This window comes from Streptomyces sp. NRRL S-646, from assembly GCF_000720765.1.
Lineage (GTDB): Bacteria > Actinomycetota > Actinomycetes > Streptomycetales > Streptomycetaceae > Streptomyces.
In genome coordinates, this window is the sequence record NZ_JODC01000022.1 from 86,653 (window position 1) to 108,999 (window position 22,347).

Genomic DNA, 22,347 nt, shown 5'->3' on the forward strand with positions numbered 1-22,347 from the left:
TTGACTGTTGAACCGACGCAAAGGAGCGGACGCATGGCCATCCGGCTGGGACTGAGCCTTCCCCAAGCGCGGCAGTACGACATAGGACGCGATGTGCCCGACGTGGCACGCACCGCCGAACAGATCGGCTACCAGAGCCTGTGGGTCTACGAGCGCGCGCTCTTCCCCGAACCCGCGACCCAGGGTCTGTACGGCGTCGAGGGCCTGCCATGGCCCGACGTGTACCGGGGCGTGCCGGACCCCCTGGTGACGCTGACCCTGGCCACCGCGGCGACGGAGCGGGTCCGGCTCGGCACAAGCATCCTGGTGGCCCCGCTGCACAACCCCTTCCAGCTGGCCAAGTCGCTCGCCACGCTGGATGCGGCCGGCGGTGGCCGGGTGCTGGCGGGTCTCGGCACGGGCTGGTCGCTCGACGAGTACGCGGCCGCGGGCGTGGCACCGTTCGAGGAGCGGGGCCGGGTCCTGGACGAGATCATCGACGTCTGCCGGGCCGTGTGGGGCCCGGACCCGGTGACGTACGACGGCCGGATCACCAAGATCGCCTCCGCCGTGGTCGGGCCCAAGCCCGCCCGACCCATCCCGATCCTGCTGCCCACCAACAGCAGGAAGGCGATGACCCGGCTCATCGACCGCGCCGACGGCTGGATGCCCATCGCCATGGGTGCCGAGCAACTGGCCGCGCAGTGGCGTCAGTTGCAGGACCTGGCGGCCGAGCGCGGCCGCATCGAGCCGATCGAGACGGTGGTGCGAGTGAACGCCCGGTACACGCCCAAGGCGTACGACGGGGCCGACCGCTCCCCGTTCCAGGGCAGCGTCGCCCAGATCGTCGAGGACCTCGCAGCCCATGCCCTGAGCGGCCTCGACGAGTTCTTCTTCGAGCTCCAGGGCGGCGCGCGGGACGCCCAGGAGCTGAAGGACGTGGCCGCCGAGGTCTACGAGTCCGTGCGCGCCGCCGGAATCTAGTCTTCCGGCAGCTCCACCGGCGCGATCTCGTCGTACACGTCGCCCGGCCCGGGGTTGGTCGCGTCGGTCTCGCCGCCGAAGTGGTGCATGACGCCCCAGACCGCGTTCAGCGCGGTCTGGATCGCGCCCTCGGCCCAGCCGGCCGTCCAGGAGATGTCGTCGCCGGCGAGGAAGATGCCCCGCTTGTCCTCGGGCAGCCGGTCCTGCATGAAGTGCGTGAACAGACGCCGCTGGTAGCGGTAGTGGCCGGGCAGGTTGGCCTTGAACGCGCCCATGAAGTAGGGCTCGTTCTCCCAGGACACGGTCACCGGGCTGCCGATGACGTGCTTCCTGATGTCGACCTTCGGGTAGATCTCGCCGAGCGACTTCAGCATGACCTCCATCCGCTCGTTCGCGGACAGCGGCAGCCACTTCAGGCTGTCGTCGCACCACGTGTACGAGAGACAGATGACGGCCGGCTTGTCCGGGCCGTCGTCGAGGAGATAGGTCCCGCGCGTCATACGGTCGGTGAGTGTCATCGACATGACGTCCCGGCCCGTCTCCTCGTCCTTGTCGAGCCAGAACGGGCGGTCGACGGGCACGAAGAGCTTGCTGGACTCCATGTAGTGGGTCCGCTCGATGGCCGTCCAGTGGTCGATCGGGAAGAGCGAGTCGTCGCAGGCGATCTTCGAGAGCAGCATCCAGGACTGGGCGGTGAAGATCGCCGCCTGGTAGGTGCGGATGTCGCCGTTCGCGTCGGTCACGGTGATCCGGTTGCCCGCCGTGCGGTGCAGCCGGGTCACGGCCGGGCGGGGCTCGCCGTCCACGTGCAGGGACTTGAGGGAGGTCCCGTACGGCCAGTGGACGATCTTCTCGGGCTCGCGCTCCCAGAGCCGCACCGGGAGCTGCTGGCTGCCGCCGACGATGCCGCGGTGGTGGTCGTCGGCCTCGGTGTAGACGACCCGCAGGATCTCCAGGATGGAGTTGGGGAAGTCGGTGTCCCAGCCGCCCGTGCCGAAGCCGACCTGGCCGAAGATCTCGCGGTGGCGGAAGGACTTGAAGGCCTCGGAGTCGCAGAGGAACCCGTAGAAGGTCTGGTTGTCGAGCTTCTCGATCAGCTTCGCCCAGATCTCGCGGATGCGCGGCACGTCACGCTCGCGCAGGGCACGGTTCATGTCGGAGAAGTCGGCGCCCTCTTCGAGGCACTTGTTCCATGCCTCGGCGACATCGCGGTAGACCTGCGGCAGGTCGTCGGCCGTCTCGGCGTAGTGCGACTCCCCCTTGAGGTCGACGACGGTCGAAGGGGTCGCCTCGGCAAGGGGGTTGGGGAACGGCCGGGTCTCGAGTCCCACCAGGTCGATGTAGTGCTGCAGGGCTGTCGAGGAGGGCGGGAAGCGCATCGCGCCCATCTCGGCGGTGAGGGACGGGTCGCAGCCCTCGAACCCCACGGTCCTCAGGCGGCCGCCGATCCGGTCGGCCTCGTACACGACCGGCTTGAGGCCCATCTTCATCAGCTCGTAGGCGGCCACGATGCCGGACAGTCCGCCGCCGATGACCGCGACCTCGGCGCCGTGCCCGGTCGCCGGTATCTGGCCGAGACCCGCCGGGTGGGCGAGGAAGTCGTCGTAGGCGTACGGGAAGTCCGGCCCGAACATGGTGATCGGCGGCAGCTGCTGCTCGTCTGCGTGCTCGACGGCGTTGGGCACGGTGGACGTCATGGGGTACGGACTCCTTGCACAGAAAGTACGAGAACGGGGTGAGGGGATCAGACGAGGGACCCGTAGAGACCGGGGCGGCGGTCCTTCAGGTACGGGTTCGCCTCGCGGGAGGCGGCGAGGAAGGCGGGGTCGGCGTCGGCGAACACCAGTTCCTCACCGCGTCCGGCGCGGGCGCGGGCGACTCCGTCGGGACCGGCCAGCGCGGAGAGGCCGACGAAGTCGAACTCCCCTTCCTGCCCGACGCGGTTGACGTACGCGACGTACAGCTGGTTCTCGAAGGCGCGCACCGGGATCATCGACTCGGCGACGAACTGGAACGGGTGCATCTGGGCCGTCGGCACGACTAGCAGGTCGGTGCCGGCCAGGGCGTGGGCGCGGACGTTCTCCGGGAACTCGACGTCGTAGCAGATCATGAGGCCGACGGTGAGCCCGCCGAGCTCGGTCTGGACGATCGGCTGCTCGCCCGGAGTGAAGTGGTCGCGCTCGAAGCAGCCGAAGAGGTGGGTCTTGCGGTAGTTCGCGAGGCGGATGCCCTCGGCGGAGATCATCTGCGCGGAGTTGAAGACGCTCTCGCCGTCCCGCTCCGGGTACCCGTACGCGATCGCGAGCCCGTGCCGTCCTGCGATGTCGGCGATCGCGTCCGCGGACTCGCCGTCGGCGGGCTCGGCGAGACGGCCGATGTCGTCGCCGATCGCGTACCCGGTCAGGAACATCTCCGGCGCGGCCAGCAGCAGGGCGCCCGCGGCAGCGGCACGCCCGGCAGCCGCGTCGAGCACCTTGAGGTTCTCGGCAACGGACCCGGGACGACCGGAGCTCTGGAGCAGGGCGGTACGCATGCGTGTTCCTCAGCGGTACGGAGGGTTCGGGGGGCCAGATAGACGGTACGGTCGCTGGGCTCGGCCCAGCAAGAAGGAGCCGTTGCGCGCCGGTGAGCGGTTCGTTGCGTGCACCATCGGTCCGACGGCGATTCGTTGCGCTGCGCGAGACTGCCGGGTCGGTGGCGCCCTGAAGGGACGCGGGGCTGTGTCGATATGCGGCTCCGCCGCGCGGGCGCGACCAGCCACGACGCAGCCGCAGACGCCCCACAACACACAGAAGCCCCCCGCGGAGCGCTAAAGCTCCCGCAACCGCTCGACGATCTCCCGGAGCAACTCAGGATCATCCGCGGGCCCGCCCGCCGACACGCGCCGCGGCGCATCAACCCGCACAAGCCCGGCCTCGGCCAGATCCCCCAGCAGCACGCGCACCACGGTCAACGGCAGATCGGCGTCCGCGGCGAGCTCGACGACGGGCCGGGGCCCCTGGCGCACCAGGGCGAGCAGCGCGGCGCCCGTGTGGTCGACACCCGGCGGCATCTCGGCATGCACGGCGGTGACCTGCGACATCAGATCGATCCGGTGCCGGTCGGAAGGCCGGGTCCGCCCCCGCGTGACGGTGTACGGCCGCACCATCGCCCCGGTCTCGTCCTCGTACCAGTGCTCGTCGCTCACGGCAGGGAGGCCCGGGCCGGCACGCCCTCCTCCGCCAGCACCCCTTCCGGCAGGGTCACCACCGCCGTCGTCCCGCCGTACGGCGACGGGCCGAACGTCACCTCGATCCCGTGCCGGGCGGCGAGGCGACCCACCACGTACAGCCCGAGCCTGTCGTGCCGGGTGGGGTCGAAGCCGCCCGGATTCCTGATCGTCCGATCCGCCTCCTCCAGCTGCCCGGCGTCGAACCCGAGCCCCCGGTCGTCGATCTGCAGGACGAAGCCGCTGTCGGCCCGTGCGGTGCGCATGGTCACGCGGGTGTCCGGCGGGGAGAACACCGTGGCGTTCTCGACGAGCTCGGCGATCAGGTGGACGACGTCGGCGACGGCGTCCGCCGCGACGCCCACCGGGGGCATCGGCGGCACCTCGACCCGTGCGTACGCCTCGATCTCGCCGACCGCGGAGGCGACGACGTCGGCTACGGGAACCGGTCGCCGCCATCTGCGGCCGGGCGCCGAGCCGGAGAGGACGATCAGGTTCTCGGCGTGGCGCCGCATACGGGTGGTGAGATGGTCGATGCGGAAGAGCTGTTCCAGAACATCCGGGTCGTCCGTGCGCCGCTCCAGCGTGTCGACGAGCTTCAGCTGCCGGTGCACGAGCGACTGGTTGCGGCGGGCGATGTTGAGCAGCACCGCGGACAGCCCACGACGCAGGTTCGCCTGCTGTACGGCCGCCTCGACGGCGGCGAGGCGCGCGGCGTTGAAGGACCGCCCCACGTCGCCGATCTCGTCCGCACCCGCCTCCCCGTCCGCGAGCGGCGGCGCCTCGGTGACCGCGTCCACATCCTCGCCGGCACTCAACCTGGCCATGACGTCGGGCAGTTGACGGGCGGTCAGCAGATCGGCGGTGTCCCGCAGCGTCTCCAGCCGCAGCGAGATCCGACGGGCGCCCCGCACCGCGAACCACAGCGACAGTCCCACGGCGGCCAGCCCGACCACTCCCACCGCCGCGGCCCTGGCCAGCTCCCGGTAGGCGAACTCCCGCCCGCGCCCGGCGGAGTTCATGGCGGACCGGGTGCACAGCCGCATGTACTGCTTGACCGCACGGTCGGTGGTGGAGCGCCAGGAGCCGGCCGCGACGGCGTTCCCCGCCCCCGACGCTCCCGCCCGCAGCAGCGCGTCCTCACTGCTCACCAAGTTCCGGTGCAGTTGGCCGCGCTGGAACTCCTCGAACAGCGCCCGCGAGTCACCCGGCAGGTCGGGCACATACGTCCGCTCGAAGACCCGCCGGTCCTCGACGGCCGACGTGAGCGTGTCGTACTGCCGGTCGGTCAGCGTCCCGGCCGCCCGCGCTCCGGCGACCAGCGCGTCCTCCCGCGACACGAACTCCCGTACCCGGACCAGCTCGACGACGACCTGGGCCTCCCGCGCCAGCTGCCCGGCCTGCAGGGCGGTGAGCGTCGACTCGACGTCGAAGCCGGGTTCCACCAGCGCGCTGTACTCGCTCACCGCCCGGTCCCAGGAGATGTCCCGGGACAGCACCTGCTCCCGCAGCCCCTCCAGCCTGCCGACGGTCGTGACCATGGCGTCCAGCGCCTGCCGCTGGCGCCGGGAGAGCCGGCCCCGGTCCCCGGACCGGATCGCGTCGCGCATGGCGTCCACGGCCCGGTCCGTACGGCGCTGCTGCTCCAGCAGGCCGGCGACGGGCGGCGTACGGCGGTCCGTGCCCAAGTACGCGGCGGAGAGCCGCCGTTCGATCTGGATCTGCCCGATCGCCGTGTCGACGGGGGTGCCGAACTCCTCATAGACCCCCTGCACCCGCACGAGCGCGCGCAGCTCCCCGGTGACGGACACCATCGCGAAGCTCCACAGCACCAGCAGGGCCAGCACGGGAGCGAGCGCGAGCGCGACGATCCGGGCGCGGACCGTGCTGGGACGGCCGATGAGCCGGCGCATGCTCTCCCCCTTGGAGTTACCCGCCAGTGCTACCCGTCGGTAACGGCGCCGCACAACCTACGGGATGCTCCGCCGGGACCGCAACGGCCACTTGAGCACCAGCAGCATCGCCGTCACCAGATAGGGCACCGCGAACAGCGCGAACGCGGTGCTGTGCGCAGCTCTCGTCTCGATCGCCGCGTAGCCGCCGTACGCGGCGACCGTGGCGAGGTCGCTGCCCAGGCCCGCGACCGAGGTCAGGGTGGCCCGGCGAGTGTCGTCGATGCGCTGCTGGAGACGGACGTCGGCCAGTACCGTCGCCAGCTGGAAGCCTCCGAAGGCGAGCGCCAACAGGCCCAGGGCGGCAGGGGTCCGGGCCGCGGCGCCCAGGGCCATGGCGAGCGCGGCCGCCGTGAGGACCGCCGCCAGTCCCGCCGTACCCAGGCGTTCCCACGGCCCGGCCAGCAGGCCCCCGGCGGTCGCTCCCGCCCAGATCAGCAACAGCAGATAGGGGACCGTCGTCTCCGCCACGCCGGTGTCCCGCACCAGCAGCGGCGTGTACTCGTCGAGCGCCTCCCAGACGGCCCCCACCGCCGGGACGAGCAGGAGCGCTCCGCGCAGCGACCGGTCGCGGCGGACGGCGGCGAGCCCCTCCCGCAGAGTCGTGGACCAGTCCTCGGCGTCGGCCTCGGGCACCGCCCGGTCCTCCGGGAACCGGGTCGCCGTCGCGGCGCTCGCGAGGCAGGCCAGCACGCTCGCCGCTCCGACGGCGGGGTAGCCGCCCCAGGCGAACACGGGTCCGGCGAGCGCCATGGCCGCCATGATCGCGACATGTCCGGCGGCCCGGGCCCGGCCCATGATCCTGGCGTACTGATCGGCCTCACCGAGCCGTTCCAGTTCCTCGTACACCAGCGCCTCCAGCGCACCGGAGCCGAGTGCTCCGCGCGCGCCCCACAGGACGAACCCCACGGCGAAGGCCCAGTACGAAGGGGTGAGCACCCACAGGGCGAAGCCGACAGCGGTGAGCAGCGGGCCGAGCCGGAGCAGCAGCCGTCGGGAGACGGCGTCGGCCCAGGCGCCGGAAGGCACCTCGAGCAGCACGCCGGTGAGGGACCAGAGGGCGAAGAGGGAGGAGATCTGCCAGACGGACAGACCGGTGTCGCTGAACAGCAGCGCGTACACCGGGTAGAGCAGGACGAAGTCGTCGAGGAACGCGTAGCCGTAGAGCGTGGCCGTGAGCCGGCGGACGCCGGCGGTGACGGGCACGCGCGCAGGTGAGAGTGTCATGAGGCCTTCCCGCAGGGACGGATCGGATGCCGGAGGTACGGCGTCCGAGGCGGCCCTCGGGAGGCACGGCTGGTGGATCAATGTCGCCAGGTCATGGCACCGATGGTAGGCGCGTGCGGCGATCCCGTCGGGTGAATTACGTCGGTGACCCCGACGAGAAGCGGCGCAGCAGCGGCGACAGCACCAGCACGGACTTGGTGCGCTCGACGAACGGCTCCCCGGCGATCCGCTCCAGGACCCGTTCGAAGTGGCGCATGTCGGAGGCGAAGACCTGCACGATCGCGTCCGCGTCGCCGGTGACCGTGGAGGCGGCCACCACCTCCTGGTAGCGCTCAAGGCCTCGCCGGATGACCTCCGGCGAGGTGTTGTGCCGGCAGTAGATCTCGACGAACCCCTCGGTCTCCCAGCCGAGCGCCCCCGGGTCCACCCGAACGGTGAAGCCGGTGATGGCGCCCGTGGCACGCAGCCGGTCCACGCGCCGCTTCACGGCGGGCGCGGACAGGCCGACGAGCTGCCCGATGTCCGCGTAGGAGCGGCGGGCGTCCTCGGCGAGGGCGTGCACGATGCGTTCGTCGAGATCGTTCAGCACTGCTGGTGGTTCACTTCTCTGGAGTCGCGAGTACGTCTGGAGTTGCGAGTTCTTCTCGCGTGGCAAGGCGGGAGCGGCGATAGCCGTACCCGAAGTAGAACACGAGCCCGACCGCCATCCAGACCCCGAAGACCACCCAGGTGACGGTGGACAGACTGCCCATCATCCAGATGCAGAACGCGAAGCCCAGGGCGGGCAGCACCGGGGAGAGCGGCACCCGGAAGGTGCGGGGCATGGCCGGGCGGGTCCGGCGCAGCACGACCACGGCGATGTTGACCAGCGCGAAGGCGAAGAGGGTGCCGATGCTGGTGGCGTCGGCGAGCTGGCCGAGCGGGATCGCGGCGGCCAGGACTCCGCAGAACAGGGAGACGATCACCGTGTTCGCGCGCGGCGCGCCGGTCTTCGGGTGGACCTTGCCGAACACCTTGGGGACGAGCCCGTCCCTGGACATCGCGAAGAGGATGCGGGTCTGGCCGTAGAGAACGGTCAGCACGACGCTCGCGATGGCGACGACGGCGCAGGCGGCGAGCAGGGTGCCCCAGAAGGACTGGCCGGTGACGTCGCGCATGATCTGGGCGAGCGCTGCCTCCGAGTCGTTGAACCGCCGCCAGGGCTTGGCGCCGACGGCGACGGCGGCGACGAGGACGTACAGCGCGGTGACGATGACGAGCGACAGCATGATGGCCCGGGGCAGGTCGCGCTGGGCGTTCTTGGCCTCTTCACCTGCGGTGGAGGCGGCGTCGAAGCCGATGTAGGAGAAGAAGAGCGTGGCACCGGCGGCGCTCACGCCCGCCATGCCGAGCGGCATGAAGTGCGCGTAGTTCCCGGACCTGAAGCCCTGGATGCCGATGGCGCAGAAGAGCACCAGCGCGGCGATCTTCACACAGACCATGACCGTGTTGGCGCGGGCGGACTCCCGGGCGCCGCCCAGCAGGAACGTCATGGCCAGCAGGACCACGATCAGCGCGGGCAGGTTGAAGATGCCGCCGTCGCCGGGCGGGGCGGACAGGGCGTCCGGGATGGTGACCCCTATGGTCCCGTCGAGCAGTTCGTTGAGGTACTCGCCCCAGCCGACGGCCACGGCGGCGACCGAGACGCCGTACTCCAGGACCAGACACCAGCCGCAGATCCAGGCGATCAGCTCGCCCATGGTTGCGTATGCATACGAGTACGAGGATCCGGCGACCGGGATGGTGCCCGCCAGCTCGGCATACGAGAGGGCCGAGAAGAGGGCGGTCAGACCGGCGATGACGAAGGACAGGGTGACGGCGGGACCGGCCTTGGGCACGGCCTCGCCGAGGACCACGAAGATGCCGGTGCCGAGGGTGGCGCCGATGCTGATCATGGTGAGCTGCCACAGTCCCAGGGAGCGGCGCAGGGCCCCTCCCTCACCCTGGCCGCCCTCCGCGACCAGGCGTTCCACCGGCTTGCGGCGCATGAGGCGCGCGCCGACGCCCGGGGACGGTGGGGCGTTCGTGGTGCGGTCCTGCGGGGGTGCGCCTTGATCGAGCACGCGCTGACTCCTTCGTCACTGCGGTCAGGGCGGCGGGGACCGGCGGCACCCCTGCGCGAGCAGGAACCCACCGAGCGGGGTCCCTGCCACGCCACGTACAGGGCATGACCTTACGGGGCATGCCTTCGCAGGCGAAATGCAGCAACCTTGCGCATACCTGCAAGATCATTGCGTTCATCGCATCCGGGTGGGCGTTCGTTGCGCGGGGGCTGTCGAGCGTTGCGTACGGCTGCTCAGCGCAGCTCCTTCACGAGGAAGGTGCAGGCGTCGATGCACTCGCGCTCGGCACCGTCCGCGTCGACGTACGTATAGCGGTCGAGGTAGTCCGTCACCGGGCGATACCCGAGCCGCGCGTACAGCGCGGCCGCGCGCGGGTTGTCCCTGCCGACACCGATACCGACGACCGGCAGGGCCCGTTCCCGGGCCAACTCCTCAGCCGCTCGGATCAGTCGGGTGCCGATCCCGCGCGAGCGGAGTTGCTCGGGCCAGACGCCCAGCCCGCCGATCTCGGGGCAGTCCACGGCCACTTCGGGCGCCTCGCAGCCGATCCAGCGCATCTCCGTGTGCCCCACGGGCCGGCCCTCCAGCCAGGCGAGCAGATACGTGCAGTCCCCCGCCTCCTGCCGGGCGAAGCGCCGGGCGTGGAACGAGGTCACTCCGGGCGAGGGGATGTACTGGTCGAGCAGCCCCACATCGGCGGCCCGGCAGACGGTGATCTCCATGCACCCGACGGTAGAGCCCAGGCATGCCGACGGCCCCCGATTTTCAACGGGGGCCGTCGGCAAGGGACTTCGCTCAGCTCCAGCTGGCGTGCAGCGGCTTGCCCTCCGCGTAGCCGGCCGCGCTCTGGATGCCGACCACCGCCTTCTCGGCGAACTCCTCCAGGGAGCCCGCACCGGCGTAGGTGCAGGAGGAGCGGACGCCGGCGATGATCGAGTCGATCAGGTCCTCGACGCCGGGACGGACCGGGTCGAGGAACATGCGGGAGGTGGAGATGCCCTCCTCGAACAGCGCCTTGCGGGCGCGGTCGTACGCCGACTCCTCCGACGTCCGGTTGCGGACGGCACGCGCGGAGGCCATGCCGAACGACTCCTTGTAGAGGCGGCCGTTCGCGTCCTGCTGCAGGTCGCCGGGGGACTCGTAGGTGCCCGCGAACCACGAGCCGATCATCACGTTCGACGCACCGGCCGCCAGGGCCATGGCGACGTCGCGCGGGTGACGGACACCGCCGTCGGCCCACACGTGCTTGCCGTACTTCTTCGCCTCGGCCGCGCACTCCAGCACCGCGGAGAACTGCGGCCGGCCGACGCCGGTCATCATGCGGGTGGTGCACATGGCACCGGGACCGACGCCGACCTTGATGATGTCCGCGCCCGCCTCGATCAGGTCGCGCACACCCTCGGCGGCGACGATGTTGCCGGCGACGATCGGGACCTGCGGGTCGAGGGCGCGCACCACCTTCACCGCGCTGATCATCGACTCCTGGTGGCCGTGCGCCGTGTCGATGACGAGCGTGTCCACGCCCGCATCGAGCAGCTGCTTGGCCTTGCCCGCGACATCGCCGTTGATGCCGACGGCTGCGGCGATGCGCAGCCTGCCCTGCGCGTCGGTGGCCGGCGTGTACAGCGTGGCGCGCAGGGCGCCCTTGCGGGTCAGGATGCCGGCGAGCCTGCCGTCCGTGTCCACGGCGGGCGCGTAGCGGCGGTTGGCGTGGTCGAGCCGGTTGAACGCCTCACGCGGGTCGATGTCCGCGTCCAGGAGCAGCAGATCCCGGGACATGACGACCTCGAGCTGCGTGAAGCGGTCCACGCCGGTCAGGTCCTGGTCGGTGACGACGCCGACCGGCCGGCCGTCCTCGTCGACGACCACACCGGCGTTGTGTGCGCGCTTGGGCAGCAGGGCCAGCGCGTCGGCGACGGTCTGGTGCGGGGCCAGCACGATCGGGGTGTCCAGGACGTGGTGGCGGCTCTTCACCCAGGAGACGACCTCGGTGACGACCTCGATCGGAATGTCCTGGGGGATGACGACGAGGCCACCGCGCCGGGCCATCGTCTCGGCCATGCGGCGGCCGGCGATGGCGGTCATGTTGGCGACGACCAGCGGGATCGTGGTGCCCGTGCCGTCCGGGGAGCTGAGGTCCACTCCCTGCCGCGAGCCGACCGCACTGCGGCTCGGGACCATGAAGACGTCGTCGTACGTCAGGTCGTACGGGGGCTGGATGTCGTTGAGGAAACGCACGTGCTGCACATCCCAGTCGATCAGAGGTGGCCCCCGGACAGGTCAGCCAGGGGGAAGAGCACGTACTTCATTGTCCCATGTCGACCGGATTGCGATGCACGGGCAGATCATCCAGGCTGGTCAGAGGCCCCTTCGGAGGAACCTCCAAGCACTATCGCGCCGTACCCCCGAGAGCCAGCGCCACACAGAGTGCCGGTGTACGGTCCGCCGCATCGGCGAACACCTCCTGCGCGGTCTCCCACTCCTGGGGGCTCGCCTTGGCGTACGCCTGCCAGTTCCGCACGACGACCAGCAGCCCCTTCTCCACGGCGGCCTCGGGCCAGACGCTGTGGTCGGAAAGGCTGTCGGCCAGGGCGTCCCAGTTGCGTCCGAACCAGTCGGGCAGCTGCAGGGCACGGACGGCGCGGTCCATCAGGCCCGCCTTGTCCGTGACCCCGTCGAGGTCCAGCGTGACCACGAGTTCCGTCATCTCAGTACCGCCCTGAACGAGTCGTGGCAATTGTCCTGACCACCTGTCAGATCCCGTCCGGGTCGGCCCTGTTGAGCGCCGGCTTCGGCGTCGGGCCCGCGGTCATCAGGACGTCCGCGGCCGACGTGTCCGTCACCAGGCTGGTGACGAGCCCGGAGCGCAGCACCGCGTCGATGGCGGACGCCTTGCGCGCCCCGCCCGCGATCGCGACGACCTCGGGGATACGGCGGAGCTGGTCGGCCTTGACGGTGATGCACCGCTCGCCGAGGTCCCGGCCGACCCGGCGGCCCTGGCCGTCGAAGAGGTGCGCGGACATCTCGGCGGCGACGCCGAGCGAGGCGTAGTGCGCGCGCTCCTCGTCGCTGAGCATGTCGTGCACCGTCGAGATGCCCGGCTCCCAGGAACCGATGGAGACGCAGGCGACCGTGACCTTGTCGAAGTACTCGAAGGCCCGGGCGATCCCGGTCTGGTTGCGCAGCGCGGCCGCGGTCGCCGCGTCCGGCAGCAGCATCGGCGCGTAGATCGGGTGGGCGTCGCCGCCGGAGACCTGGGCGGCGCGGCGCACGGCCTCGACGGAGCCGCGCTCGGCGGTCCCGGCGTCGTACACGCCCGTCAGCTGCACCACCGTGCACGGCGGCAGCCGGTCCAGGGCCGCGGCCATGTGGATGGTGGAGCGGCCCCAGGCAAGGCCGAGCACATCGCCCTCGTTGACCAGTTCACCGAGCAGGTCGGCGGCCACTTCACCGAGGTTCTCCGGGTCGGGCGTCTCCTCGGCCTCGGCCGGGGACTCCACCACGACGGCGTGCCTGAGGCCGTAGCGGGCACGCAGCGCGTCCGAGCGGTCGGCGTCCAGCTCGGCCGGGACGCGGATCTCGATACGTACGAGATCCCGTTCGAGAGCCGTCTCCAGGACCCGGGCCACCTTGAAGCGGCTGACGCCGAACTCCTCCGCGATCTGGATCTTGGACTTGCCCTCGAGGTAGAAGCGGCGGGCCATGGCCGCCGCCTGCACCAGCTCAGCGGGTCCCATCCGCACTGCTGACCGGCCCGCCGACATACCCGACACGGCGATCTCCTCACTGCTGTTCACACTCTGGATTCGCCGTTCATCCTTGCAGATTCGGCGCACTTGATCCGCCCTGATGGGCGCCGTTCACGTTGTCTTGGCTCAGTGGTCGCACGCCCAGCTCGCCTTGGCGGTCACCGTCTCCGCCTGGGTGCGCAGTGCACGTACCGCGTGCGCCGGGTCCTCCGCTCCGTACACCGCCGAACCCGCGACGAACACGTCCGCGCCGGCCTCGGCGCAGCGCTCGATGGTGGAGGCGGAGACTCCGCCGTCCACCTGGAGCCACAGTTCGAGGCCGTGCTTGCTGATCAGCTCGCGGGTACGGCGGATCTTGGGAAGCATGATGTCGAGGAACGCCTGCCCGCCGAAGCCCGGCTCAACCGTCATGATCAGCAGCATGTCGAGCTCGGGGAGCAGGTCCTCGTACGGCTCGATGGGCGTGGCGGGCTTCAGGGCCATCGAGGCGCGGGCGCCCTTGGCCCGGATCTCCCGGGCGAGCCGGACCGGCGCGGCGGCCGCCTCGACATGGAAGGTGACGGACGAGGCCCCCGCTTCAACGTACTGCGGAGCCCAGCGATCGGGGGCCTCGATCATCAGATGGCAGTCCAGCGGGGTGTCCGTCGCACGGGCCAGCGACTCTACGACCGGCACGCCGAGCGTGAGGTTCGGGACGAAATGGTTGTCCATGACGTCGACGTGGAGCCAGTCGGCTCCTTCGACCGCCTTCGCCTCGTCCGCGAGGCGGGCGAAGTCGGCGGACAGGATGCTGGGGTTGATCTGCACGGCCATGACCCAAGCCTGCCATGTCCGGGCACGTTTGTTCGCGCCGGTCCGGACCTGTGACGTTCATGGGATGTCGAGGACGGCGCCGCGCGAAGTCAGCCGGTCCTCCGGAAGAGCGCCAGATACATGGCGTCGGTCCCGTGCAGATGCGGCCACAGCTGTACGTCGGGGCCGTCGCCGAGGTCCGGTACGCCCGGCAGCAGGGGGCGCGCGTCGATCAGCTCGGCGTCCGGGTGCTGCTTGAGCAGGTCGTCGACGACGGCCCTGGTCTCGGCGAGATGCGGCGAGCAGGTGGCGTAGCCGACGACTCCGCCGACCCGTACGGCGTCCAGTGCGGTGCGCAGCAGGGCGCGCTGCAGCGGCCCGAACCCGTCCAGGTCCTCGGGACGGCGCCGCCAGCGCGCCTCGGGCCGTCGGCGCAGCGCGCCGAGCCCGGTGCAGGGGACGTCCATCAGGACGCGGTCGAAGGAGCCGGGCCGCCACGGCGGGCGGGTGTCGTCCGCCGCGATGACCTGGTACGGCCCGGGGTTGCCGCGCAGGGCCTTGGCCACCAGACCGGCCCGGTGCGGCTGCTTCTCGGAGGCGAGCAGTGTCGCCCCCCGCTCGGCGGCCAGCGCACCGAGCAGCGCCGCCTTCCCGCCCGGCCCGGCACACCCGTCGAGCCACTTCTCGTCCGGGCCGTCCAGGGGAGCATTGGCCAGCGCCAGGGCCACGAGCTGACTGCCTTCGTCCTGCACACCCGCACGACCGTCCCGTACGGCCTCGATCGCACCGGGCTCACCGCCTTCGGTGAGCCGCACGGCATACGGCGACCAGCGCCCCGCGACGGCGGCCTCCTCCCGGAGCAACTCCTCGGTCGTGGCCCGCCCGGGGCGCGCGACCAGGGTCACCTCGGGCCGCTCGTTGTCCGCCTCCAGCAGCCGCTCGATGCCGGCGCGGCCGCCGCCGAGGGAGTCCCACAGCGCGGAGACGACCCAGCGCGGGTGCGAGTGCACGACGGCCAGGTGATCCTCGGGGTCCTCGTCATAGGGCGGCGCGACGCGCTCGATCCAGGTGTCCAGGTCGTCCTGCGCGACCTTCCGCAGCACGGCGTTGACGAACTTGGCCCGCCCGTCACCGAGTACGACCCGGGCCAGCTCGACGGAGGCGGACACGGCCGCATGGGTCGGAATCCGCGTCCCGAGCAGCTGGTGCACACCAAGACTCAGCACATCCAGCACCGGCGGGTCGACCTCGCGCAACGGCCGGTCCACACAGGCGGAGATGACGGCGTCGTACGTGCCCTGCCGTCGCAGCGTCCCGTACACCAGCTCAGTCGCGAGCGCGGCGTCCCGCCCGTCGAACTTGTCGGGTCCTTCCTTCTCCCGCGCCTTGCGCAGCAGCGGCGGCAGCACGAGGTTGGCGTACGCGTCCCGCTCGTCCACGGCCCTCAGGGCCTCGAAGGCGAGGATGCGGACGGGGTCCTTCTTGGGCCGACGGTGGGGCTTGCCGGGCTTGCGGGGCCCACGGGAGGTGTCGCTCACGAAAAAGGTGCTCCGGATGTCTGATGTGGATACGCACCAAGGGTACGTCCCGCTCGTCCCCCGTTACCCGCCGAGCGTCTCCCCGTCCGCGATCCGCACCCCGCGCGCCCAGTCCGCCGCCCGCATCGGCTTCTTGCCCTGGGCCTGCACCCACAGCAGCTCGACGGCGTGCGAACCGGTGCCCACGTGGACGCTGTTCTTGCCGACGGCCAGCTGCGCCGGTGCGAGGTCGGCGCGGTCCGGCGCGGGCGTGACCTGGATGAGCTTGAGCCGCTCGCCACGGAAGGTGGTCCAAGCGCCGGGCGCGGGGGTGCAGCCGCGCACCACCCGGTCGACGCGCAGCGCAGGGGTGGCCCAGTCGACCTGGGCGTCCTCGACGGTGATCTTCGGGGCGAGGGTGATGCCCTCGTTCGGCTGCGGTACGGCCTTCAGCGTGCCGTCCTCGATGCCGTCCATGGTCGCGGCAAGCAGCCCGGCACCGGCGAAGGCGAGCCGGGTCAGCAGGTCACCGCTGGTGTCGGTGTGCCGGATCTCCTCGGTGACGGTGCCGTAGACCGGCCCCGAGTCGAGTCCCTCCTCGATGAGGAAGGTGGAAGCGCCGGTGATCTCGTCGCCCGCCATGATGGAGTGCTGCACAGGCGCTGCCCCCCGCCATGCGGGCAGCAGTGAGAAGTGCAGGTTGACCCAGCCGTGGGCCGGGACGTCGAGCGCGACGCGCGGCAGCAGCGCCCCGTAGGCGACGACGGGACAGCAGTCGGGCCCGATCTCCCGCAGCCGCTCCAGGAACTCGGGGTCCCGCGGCTTGAGCGGCCTCAGCACCTCGATCCCGGCCTCCTGCGCCCGCTGCGCCACGGGCGAAGCCACCAGCCTGCGTCCCCGCCCGGCCGGCGCGTCGGGCCGCGTGACGACGGCGGCCACCTCGTGCCGCCCGGAGGCGATGAGAGCGTCCAGAGCGGGGACGGCGACCTCGGGGGTACCGGCGAAGACGAGCTTCATGGGTGGGCGGGGCCTCTCGGACGGGAGCTGTTGTGGCAACGCACAAGTCTATGACCCCCGCCCGGCGGAGCTCGACGCCCGCGCCCGAGGCGCAAACCAGTCCCAGCGGGGGGCGTACGCATATGCCCCTACGCCCCCAGACCGTGACCCCCGAAGCAAAAACACGTTGGTCAAGACAGAGTTGACCACAACGGGCCGCAATCGCGCGGCCCGGATCCTTTTCAACGCCGGTTCGAGAGGCTTGTTCATGGCCGACCACGCAACCCACGACGCCCAGGCTCGGGCCAGCCTGCACTTGCTGGTGCGGGACATCGAGCGGGTCCGCCGGCAGGTGGACGCACTGCGCACGCTCACCGCGCAGTTGGGCAATGTCTACCGCCCGCGCCGCTCCGGCCCCTCCACGGGCTTCGTCGTGTACGGACGCGCTCCCGCCCCGACGGTCCGTCTCGCGCAGGAGCTGCGGGACAGTGTCGAGACCCTGGTCACGGCTGCGGTCGATTTCGACCGCTCCCTCGGCTTCTCGTGGGACGCGGTGGGTTCCGCACTCGGGGTCACCAAGCAGGCGGTCCACCGCCGTTACGGTGCCCGTCGTGCCGCGGCCCAGGCGGCCGCCGAGACCGAGCGGGCCACCGAGCCGGCGGGCTCCCGGACGGTCAGTGTGAACACCGGCATCCCGACGGTGCCGACGGTCCCCGCCGCGCGCTGCATGCCGACCCAGCCGACGGCCGGCAGCCCGTCCCTCCGCGACGAGGCCAGGCCAACAGCCTTCCCCGGCCCCCGCAACGGCTGAACCACCTCTCCCCTGCCCTCCCGGCCGGCCTCGGGAGGGCAGCCGCACGTCGGGGCACGGGGATGCCGTGCACCTCGGGGAACGCGGCGGGACACGCCCCGGGGAACGGGGTGGGCTGCGCCTCCGGGGAACGCGGCTGGGCACACCTCGGGAGAGGCGGCGGGGCATACCTCCACCGCCTCACCCGATGTCAGGCGGATCGATCCGCACCCGGACCAAGGTCTCTCCGGCCCCCCGTGCCATCCGCGCAGCCTGCGCAGCCTTCAATGCCGAGGCCAGTGCGGCTCCGCGCCCCGGTGGTACCCGAACGAGTGCCCGCTCCCAGTGCTCCCCGGGCGGGGGCGCCCCCGCCCGCCGCGGCCGCCCTGCTGACGTGACCGGCAGCGGCACGGGTCCCAGCACCTCGGCCTCCTGGGGCAGTTCGGCCGCGCGCAGGAATTCGGCGACCGCCTCGCCGTCCCCGGACACTGCCGCCATCCGTGACACCGGCGGAAAGCCCAGCTCGGCCCGCTCGGCGAGCTCCCGCACCGCGTGCCCGACGGGATCCCACCGCACGAGTGCCTGCACGGGCCGCAGCGTCGGCTCGGCGACGACCACCACGGTGCCGCCGGCACCCTGCGGCCGGACGAGCGCGGCGGCAGCGATCCAGCGCCGTAGTGCGTCCTCGCCGGCGCGCAGGTCGGGCCGGCCGAGCATTGCCCAGCCGTCCAGCAGCAGGGCCGCCGCGTAGCCGCCCTCGGCGACGGGCTCGGCCCCCGGTGTGCTCACGATCAGCGCGGGCGCGTCCGGCACGGTGTCCAGCACATGCTCACGCCCGGAGGTCCGCACCGGAACGGCGGGAAACGCCCGCCCCAGTTCCTCGGCGGTGCGCCGCGCCCCCACGACCTGCGCCCGCAGCCGGAACCCGCCGCACTCCGGGCAGTGCCAGCCGCTCTCCTCCCGCCCGCACCACCCGCACCGCAGTGCGGCCCCGGCCTCCTGCCCCTCCAACGGCCCCGCGCAGTGCCGGCACCTCGCGGGTGCCCGGCAGTTGGCGCACGCCATCCGAGGGACGTAACCCCGCCGGGGCACCTGCACGAGCACCGGCCCCTGCCGCAGCCCCTCCCTCGCGGCCTGCCAGGCAAGGGTCGGCAGCCGGGCGGCCCGCGCCGCCTCGTCCCGCGCGAGGTCCCCGTCCCCCACTGTCCGCACCAGCGGCGCAGCCCCTCGCACCTGCTCCCGCCCGGCGACGAGCGGCCGGGCCCAACCACTCTCGACCAGCTGCGCCGCCTCGACCGTGCAGCTCCAACTGCCCAGCAGGAAGCCGCACTTGTCCAGGGCGGCCCGCAGCAGCAGCACTTCCCTCGCATGCGGCTGGGGTGCGTGCTGCTCGCTGTGGCTGTCGTCCCCGTCGTCCCAGATGGCGACAAGGCCGAGATCCTGAACCGGGGCGAACATGGCGGCCCGGGTCCCGATGACGGCCCGGACGGCCCCCCGCCGCACTGCGAGCCACTCCCGGTACCGCTTCTCGGGACCGGCGTCGGCGGTGAGCACCGCATGCCGCCCCTCCCCCAGCAGGGCGGTCAGCGCGGCGTCGACCCGGGCGACCGCCCGCCCGTCTGGCAGCACCACGAGCGCACCGCGCCCGGAGACCAGCGTCGCCGCCACGGCACGCGCCAGCTCGTCGCTCCACTCGGACCCGGGCAGCGCATTCCACACCGCACGCGGCGCACCGCCCGACGCCAGCGACTCCAGAAACCCGGCCCCCCGCTCGTACCGGACCCAGGACGCCGCCTGAGGCATCGCAGGCGGCGGCAACGGCTCGGGCGACGGCCGCTGCTCGGCCCGCGCACTGCGCGGCGGCACGGCGAGCTGGAGGACATCGGCCAGACTTCCCGCATACCGATCGGCTACAGCCCGGGACAGCCCCAGCAACTCCTCACTCAACACCCGTTCGGGAGACACCACCTGGGCCAGCGCGGCAAGCGGCCCGGAATACTCCGACTCGGCAAGCCTCTCGACAAGGAACCCGTCGATCAGCCCGCCGCCCTCGCGCCGCCCTTCCCGCACTCGATGCCGCCCGGCCCCGAACCGCACCCGGACCCGCACCCCGGGCTGAGCATCTGCATCGAGCTCCTCCGGCACCGCATAGTCGAAGTACCGGTCAAGATGCAGCACCCCCTTGTCGACCAGCACCCGCGCGACAGGCAGCTCCTTGGCCAGCGCGGCCCCCCGCCAGGTGCGCGGCTTGGCCCTGGGCACCTCGGCCTTGCGCACGCTCTCCCGGATGAGCGCAAGCTGCTCGGGCGGCGCACCCTCGGCCCCACCGTCCACCGACCCGTTCTCGCTGCTCACGCTTGCATTCTTACCAAACGCCACTGACAACGTCGGTGCCCGAGACCAGTCCGGCCGGGGATCACGGATGCCGCACGGGGTCCACCTGGCCGGCGCACGCGTCCATTGCACCCGGAACGCACCAAGGCCCGGCTCCCCGAGGGAGCCGGGCCTGGTGAAGAACCGCGGAGCCTACAGCCCCGCCGCCTTCCGCAGCGCGTCCACGCGGTCCGTCTTCTCCCAGGTGAACTCGGGCAGCTCACGGCCGAAGTGGCCGTAGGCCGCCGTCTGGGCGTAGATCGGGCGGAGCAGATCGAGGTCGCGGATGATCGCGGCCGGGCGCAGGTCGAAGACCTCGTCGATGGCCTTCTCGATCTTCTCGTGGTCGATCTTGGCGGTGCCGAAGGTCTCGACGAAGAGACCGACGGGCTCTGCCTTGCCGATGGCGTACGCGACCTGGACCTCGCAGCGGGAGGCGAGACCCGCGGCGACGACGTTCTTGGCGACCCAGCGCATCGCGTACGCGGCGGAGCGGTCCACCTTGGACGGGTCCTTGCCGGAGAAGGCGCCGCCGCCGTGGCGGGCCATGCCGCCGTACGTGTCGATGATGATCTTGCGGCCGGTCAGGCCGGCGTCGCCCATCGGGGCTCGCGTGCTGCGAGGAGACGACCACGGTGTCGAGGCGGACGGCCTTGTCGCCGTCGTACTCGATGGTGACCTGCGTCTTGCCGTCGGGGCGCAGGTAGGGGATGGTGCCGTTCTTGCGGACCTCGGACAGGCGCTTCGACAGACGGTGCGCCAGGAAGATCGGCAGCGGCATCAGCGTCGGCGTCTCGTCGGTGGCGTAGCCGAACATCAGGCCCTGGTCGCCGGCGCCCTGGCGGTCCAGCTCGTCCTCGTCGCCCTCGACGCGGTTCTCGTACGCCGTGTCGACGCCCTGGGCGATGTCCGGGGACTGCGCGCCGATGGACACCGAGACGCCGCAGGAGGCGCCGTCGAAGCCCTTCTTCGAGGAGTCGTAACCGATCTCGAGGATCTTGTTGCGGACGAGGGTCGCGATGTCCGCGTACGTCTTGGTGGTGACCTCGCCGGCCACATGGACCAGGCCGGTGGTGATCAGCGTCTCGACGGCGACCCGGGAGGTCGGGTCCTCGCGCAGAAGCGCGTCGAGAATGGTGTCGCTGATCTGGTCAGCGATCTTGTCGGGGTGACCCTCGGTCACAGACTCCGAGGTGAACAGGCGACGGGACACAACGCTCCCTGGGGTTGCAGCGGCTGCTGGCTGATCATTGGCGGACGGGCCCGGGGGCTGCGCCCGGCATCGTCCGAGAACAGTTTATCGGTCGTGCTCGGCCACCCGCCTCCCTGTCTCGCCTCTCGGGAGTGCTGTGACCTGCGGCACGCGCATTCTGCCCAATACCGAGGGGCGTTGGCCAGGGGGCGCCACACCCGGTGGCAGAGGTTTGAGGGGACCGAGAAGCGAATGAAGCACTCAGCCGAGGCGCTCCGCCACCAGGTCCCAGACAGTTTCGGCCAGATGTTCCTTCGGGCCGCGGTGTGCCGGGGTCTCGCTGCCGTCGGCGCCCAGTATCACTGCCTCGTTCTCCTCGGAGCCGAAGGTCTTGCGCTCCCCCACCTCGTTCACCACGAGGAGGTCGCAGCCCTTGCGCTCCAGCTTGGTGCGGCCGTTGGCCAGGACGTCGTCGGTCTCGGCGGCGAAGCCGACGATCACCTGTCCGGGGCGCGCGCGCTCCGTCGAGATCTCCGCGAGGATGTCCGGATTCCGCACCAGCACGATGGGGTCCGGGTCCTGGCCGTCCTTCTTCTTGATCTTCCCGGCCGCGTAGGTCTCCGGCCGGAAGTCCGCGACCGCTGCGGCCATGACGACGGCGTCGGCGTCCGGAGTCGCCTTCAGCACCGCCTCGCGCAGCTGCACGGCCGTGCCCACCTGGACGACGTCCACGCCCGCCGGGTCCGGCAGGCCGGTGTTCGCGGCGATCAGCGTGACGCGGGCGCCGCGCGCGGCGGCGGTGCGGGCGAGGGCGTAGCCCTGTTTGCCGGAGGAGCGGTTGCCGAGGAAGCGCACCGGGTCGAGGGGTTCGCGGGTGCCGCCGGCGCTGACGACGACGTGCCGGCCCTTGAGGTCGGGCTCGGTGACGCCTCTGGACAGCACGCGGCGGCAGATCGCGTAGATCTCCGTCGGGTCGGGCAGGCGGCCCTTTCCGGTGTCGACGCCGGTCAGACGGCCGACGGCCGGTTCGATGACGACGGCGCCGCGACGGCGCAGCGTCGCCACGTTCTCCTGGGTGGCCGGGTGCTCCCACATCTCGGTGTGCATCGCGGATGCGAAGACGACCGGGCAGCGGGCGGTCAGGAGCGTGTTCGTGAGCAGGTCGTCGGCCAGGCCGTGGGCGGCCTTCGCGAGGATGTCCGCGGTCGCCGGGGCGACGACGACCAGGTCGGCGTGCTGCCCGATGCGGACGTGCGGGACCTCGTGGACGTCGTCCCAGACCTCGGTGGAGACGGGGTTGCCGGAGAGGGCGGACCAGGTGGCGGCGCCGACGAAGTGCAGTGCGGAGGCCGTGGGGACCACGCGTACGTCATGGCCGGACTCGCTCAGCCTCCGCAGCAGCTCGCAGGCCTTGTAGGCGGCGATGCCACCGCTGACCCCCAGCACGACCTTGGGCTTGTCCACCGTCTCTCCCCGGCTCGGCAAC

General features: G+C 71.6%; 18 protein-coding genes and 1 pseudogene. 2 read left to right on the top strand and 17 right to left on the bottom strand.

What is annotated here, in order from left to right:
- The first annotated feature begins 33 nt into the window (after positions 1-33).
- The gene (locus IH68_RS0141635) at positions 34-963 is read left to right on the top strand and encodes an LLM class F420-dependent oxidoreductase (RefSeq protein WP_030946788.1); all 930 of its coding nucleotides are present in this window, start codon (positions 34-36) and stop codon (positions 961-963) included.
- Here the strand turns inward: IH68_RS0141635 and IH68_RS0141640 are convergent.
- From IH68_RS0141640 to fmt, 14 genes are all read right to left on the bottom strand, one after another.
- The gene (locus tag IH68_RS0141640; RefSeq protein ID WP_030946792.1) at positions 960-2,660 is read right to left on the bottom strand and encodes a flavin monoamine oxidase family protein; all 1,701 of its coding nucleotides are present in this window, start codon (positions 2,658-2,660) and stop codon (positions 960-962) included. The two genes, IH68_RS0141635 and IH68_RS0141640, sit on opposite strands and share 4 nt — an antisense overlap.
- Positions 2,661-2,707: 47 nt before the next feature.
- Entirely contained in the window at positions 2,708-3,496 is a 789-nt protein-coding gene (locus IH68_RS0141645; RefSeq protein ID WP_030946794.1) for a carbon-nitrogen hydrolase family protein, read from the bottom strand.
- Between the two features lie 276 nt (positions 3,497-3,772).
- Positions 3,773-4,150, bottom strand: a complete 378-nt coding sequence (locus IH68_RS0141650; RefSeq protein WP_030946796.1) for a DUF742 domain-containing protein — start codon at positions 4,148-4,150, stop codon at positions 3,773-3,775.
- Entirely contained in the window at positions 4,147-6,084 is a 1,938-nt protein-coding gene (locus IH68_RS0141655; RefSeq protein ID WP_030946798.1) for an ATP-binding protein, read from the bottom strand. Before IH68_RS0141655 ends, IH68_RS0141650 begins: the two co-directional genes overlap by 4 nt.
- Positions 6,085-6,141: 57 nt before the next feature.
- The gene (locus IH68_RS0141660) at positions 6,142-7,350 is read right to left on the bottom strand and encodes an MFS transporter (protein ID WP_030946801.1); all 1,209 of its coding nucleotides are present in this window, start codon (positions 7,348-7,350) and stop codon (positions 6,142-6,144) included.
- A 136-nt stretch (positions 7,351-7,486) separates the two neighbouring features.
- Entirely contained in the window at positions 7,487-7,939 is a 453-nt protein-coding gene (locus IH68_RS0141665; protein ID WP_030946804.1) for an Lrp/AsnC family transcriptional regulator, read from the bottom strand.
- A gap of 10 nt (positions 7,940-7,949) precedes the next feature.
- The gene (locus tag IH68_RS0141670) at positions 7,950-9,452 is read right to left on the bottom strand and encodes an amino acid permease (protein WP_030946806.1); all 1,503 of its coding nucleotides are present in this window, start codon (positions 9,450-9,452) and stop codon (positions 7,950-7,952) included.
- Positions 9,453-9,685: 233 nt separating this feature from the next.
- Positions 9,686-10,174 (bottom strand): GNAT family N-acetyltransferase, encoded by a 489-nt coding sequence (locus IH68_RS0141675; protein WP_030946808.1) that lies wholly within the window; start codon positions 10,172-10,174, stop codon positions 9,686-9,688.
- 73 nt (positions 10,175-10,247) lie between these two features.
- Positions 10,248-11,690, bottom strand: coding sequence for a GuaB1 family IMP dehydrogenase-related protein (locus tag IH68_RS0141680; protein WP_030946811.1), 1,443 nt, complete (start codon positions 11,688-11,690; stop codon positions 10,248-10,250).
- A 151-nt stretch (positions 11,691-11,841) separates the two neighbouring features.
- Positions 11,842-12,159: a barstar family protein gene (locus IH68_RS0141685; RefSeq protein WP_030946814.1), complete on the bottom strand. Its 318-nt coding sequence runs from the start codon at positions 12,157-12,159 to the stop codon at positions 11,842-11,844.
- Positions 12,160-12,205: 46 nt separating this feature from the next.
- A complete protein-coding gene (locus IH68_RS0141690; protein ID WP_030946817.1) occupies positions 12,206-13,249 on the bottom strand; it encodes a sugar-binding transcriptional regulator in 1,044 nt (347 codons plus the stop codon).
- A gap of 78 nt (positions 13,250-13,327) precedes the next feature.
- Entirely contained in the window at positions 13,328-14,014 is a 687-nt protein-coding gene (gene rpe, locus IH68_RS0141695) for a ribulose-phosphate 3-epimerase (protein ID WP_030946820.1), read from the bottom strand.
- 89 nt (positions 14,015-14,103) lie between these two features.
- The gene (locus IH68_RS0141700; RefSeq protein WP_030946823.1) at positions 14,104-15,531 is read right to left on the bottom strand and encodes an RsmB/NOP family class I SAM-dependent RNA methyltransferase; all 1,428 of its coding nucleotides are present in this window, start codon (positions 15,529-15,531) and stop codon (positions 14,104-14,106) included.
- A gap of 63 nt (positions 15,532-15,594) precedes the next feature.
- A complete protein-coding gene (fmt, locus tag IH68_RS0141705) occupies positions 15,595-16,527 on the bottom strand; it encodes a methionyl-tRNA formyltransferase (protein ID WP_030946826.1) in 933 nt (310 codons plus the stop codon).
- 247 nt (positions 16,528-16,774) lie between these two features.
- Between fmt and IH68_RS0141710 the strand changes: the two genes are divergently transcribed.
- Complete coding sequence (locus tag IH68_RS0141710) at positions 16,775-17,317, top strand: hypothetical protein (RefSeq protein ID WP_030946828.1); 543 nt, start codon at positions 16,775-16,777, stop codon at positions 17,315-17,317.
- Between the two features lie 180 nt (positions 17,318-17,497).
- Here the strand turns inward: IH68_RS0141710 and IH68_RS0141715 are convergent, their stop codons facing one another.
- The 3 genes and pseudogenes from IH68_RS0141715 to coaBC all read right to left on the bottom strand — a co-directional run bounded on the left by IH68_RS0141715 (position 17,498) and on the right by coaBC (position 22,325).
- The gene (locus tag IH68_RS0141715) at positions 17,498-19,651 is read right to left on the bottom strand and encodes a primosomal protein N' (protein WP_030946831.1); all 2,154 of its coding nucleotides are present in this window, start codon (positions 19,649-19,651) and stop codon (positions 17,498-17,500) included.
- Between the two features lie 171 nt (positions 19,652-19,822).
- Positions 19,823-20,882: pseudogene (locus IH68_RS50735) on the bottom strand (methionine adenosyltransferase).
- Positions 20,883-21,122: 240 nt separating this feature from the next.
- On the bottom strand, positions 21,123-22,325 hold the full coding sequence (gene coaBC, locus IH68_RS0141725) for a bifunctional phosphopantothenoylcysteine decarboxylase/phosphopantothenate--cysteine ligase CoaBC (RefSeq protein WP_030946835.1): 1,203 nt from the start codon (positions 22,323-22,325) through the stop codon (positions 21,123-21,125).
- Positions 22,326-22,347 lie beyond the last annotated feature (22 nt).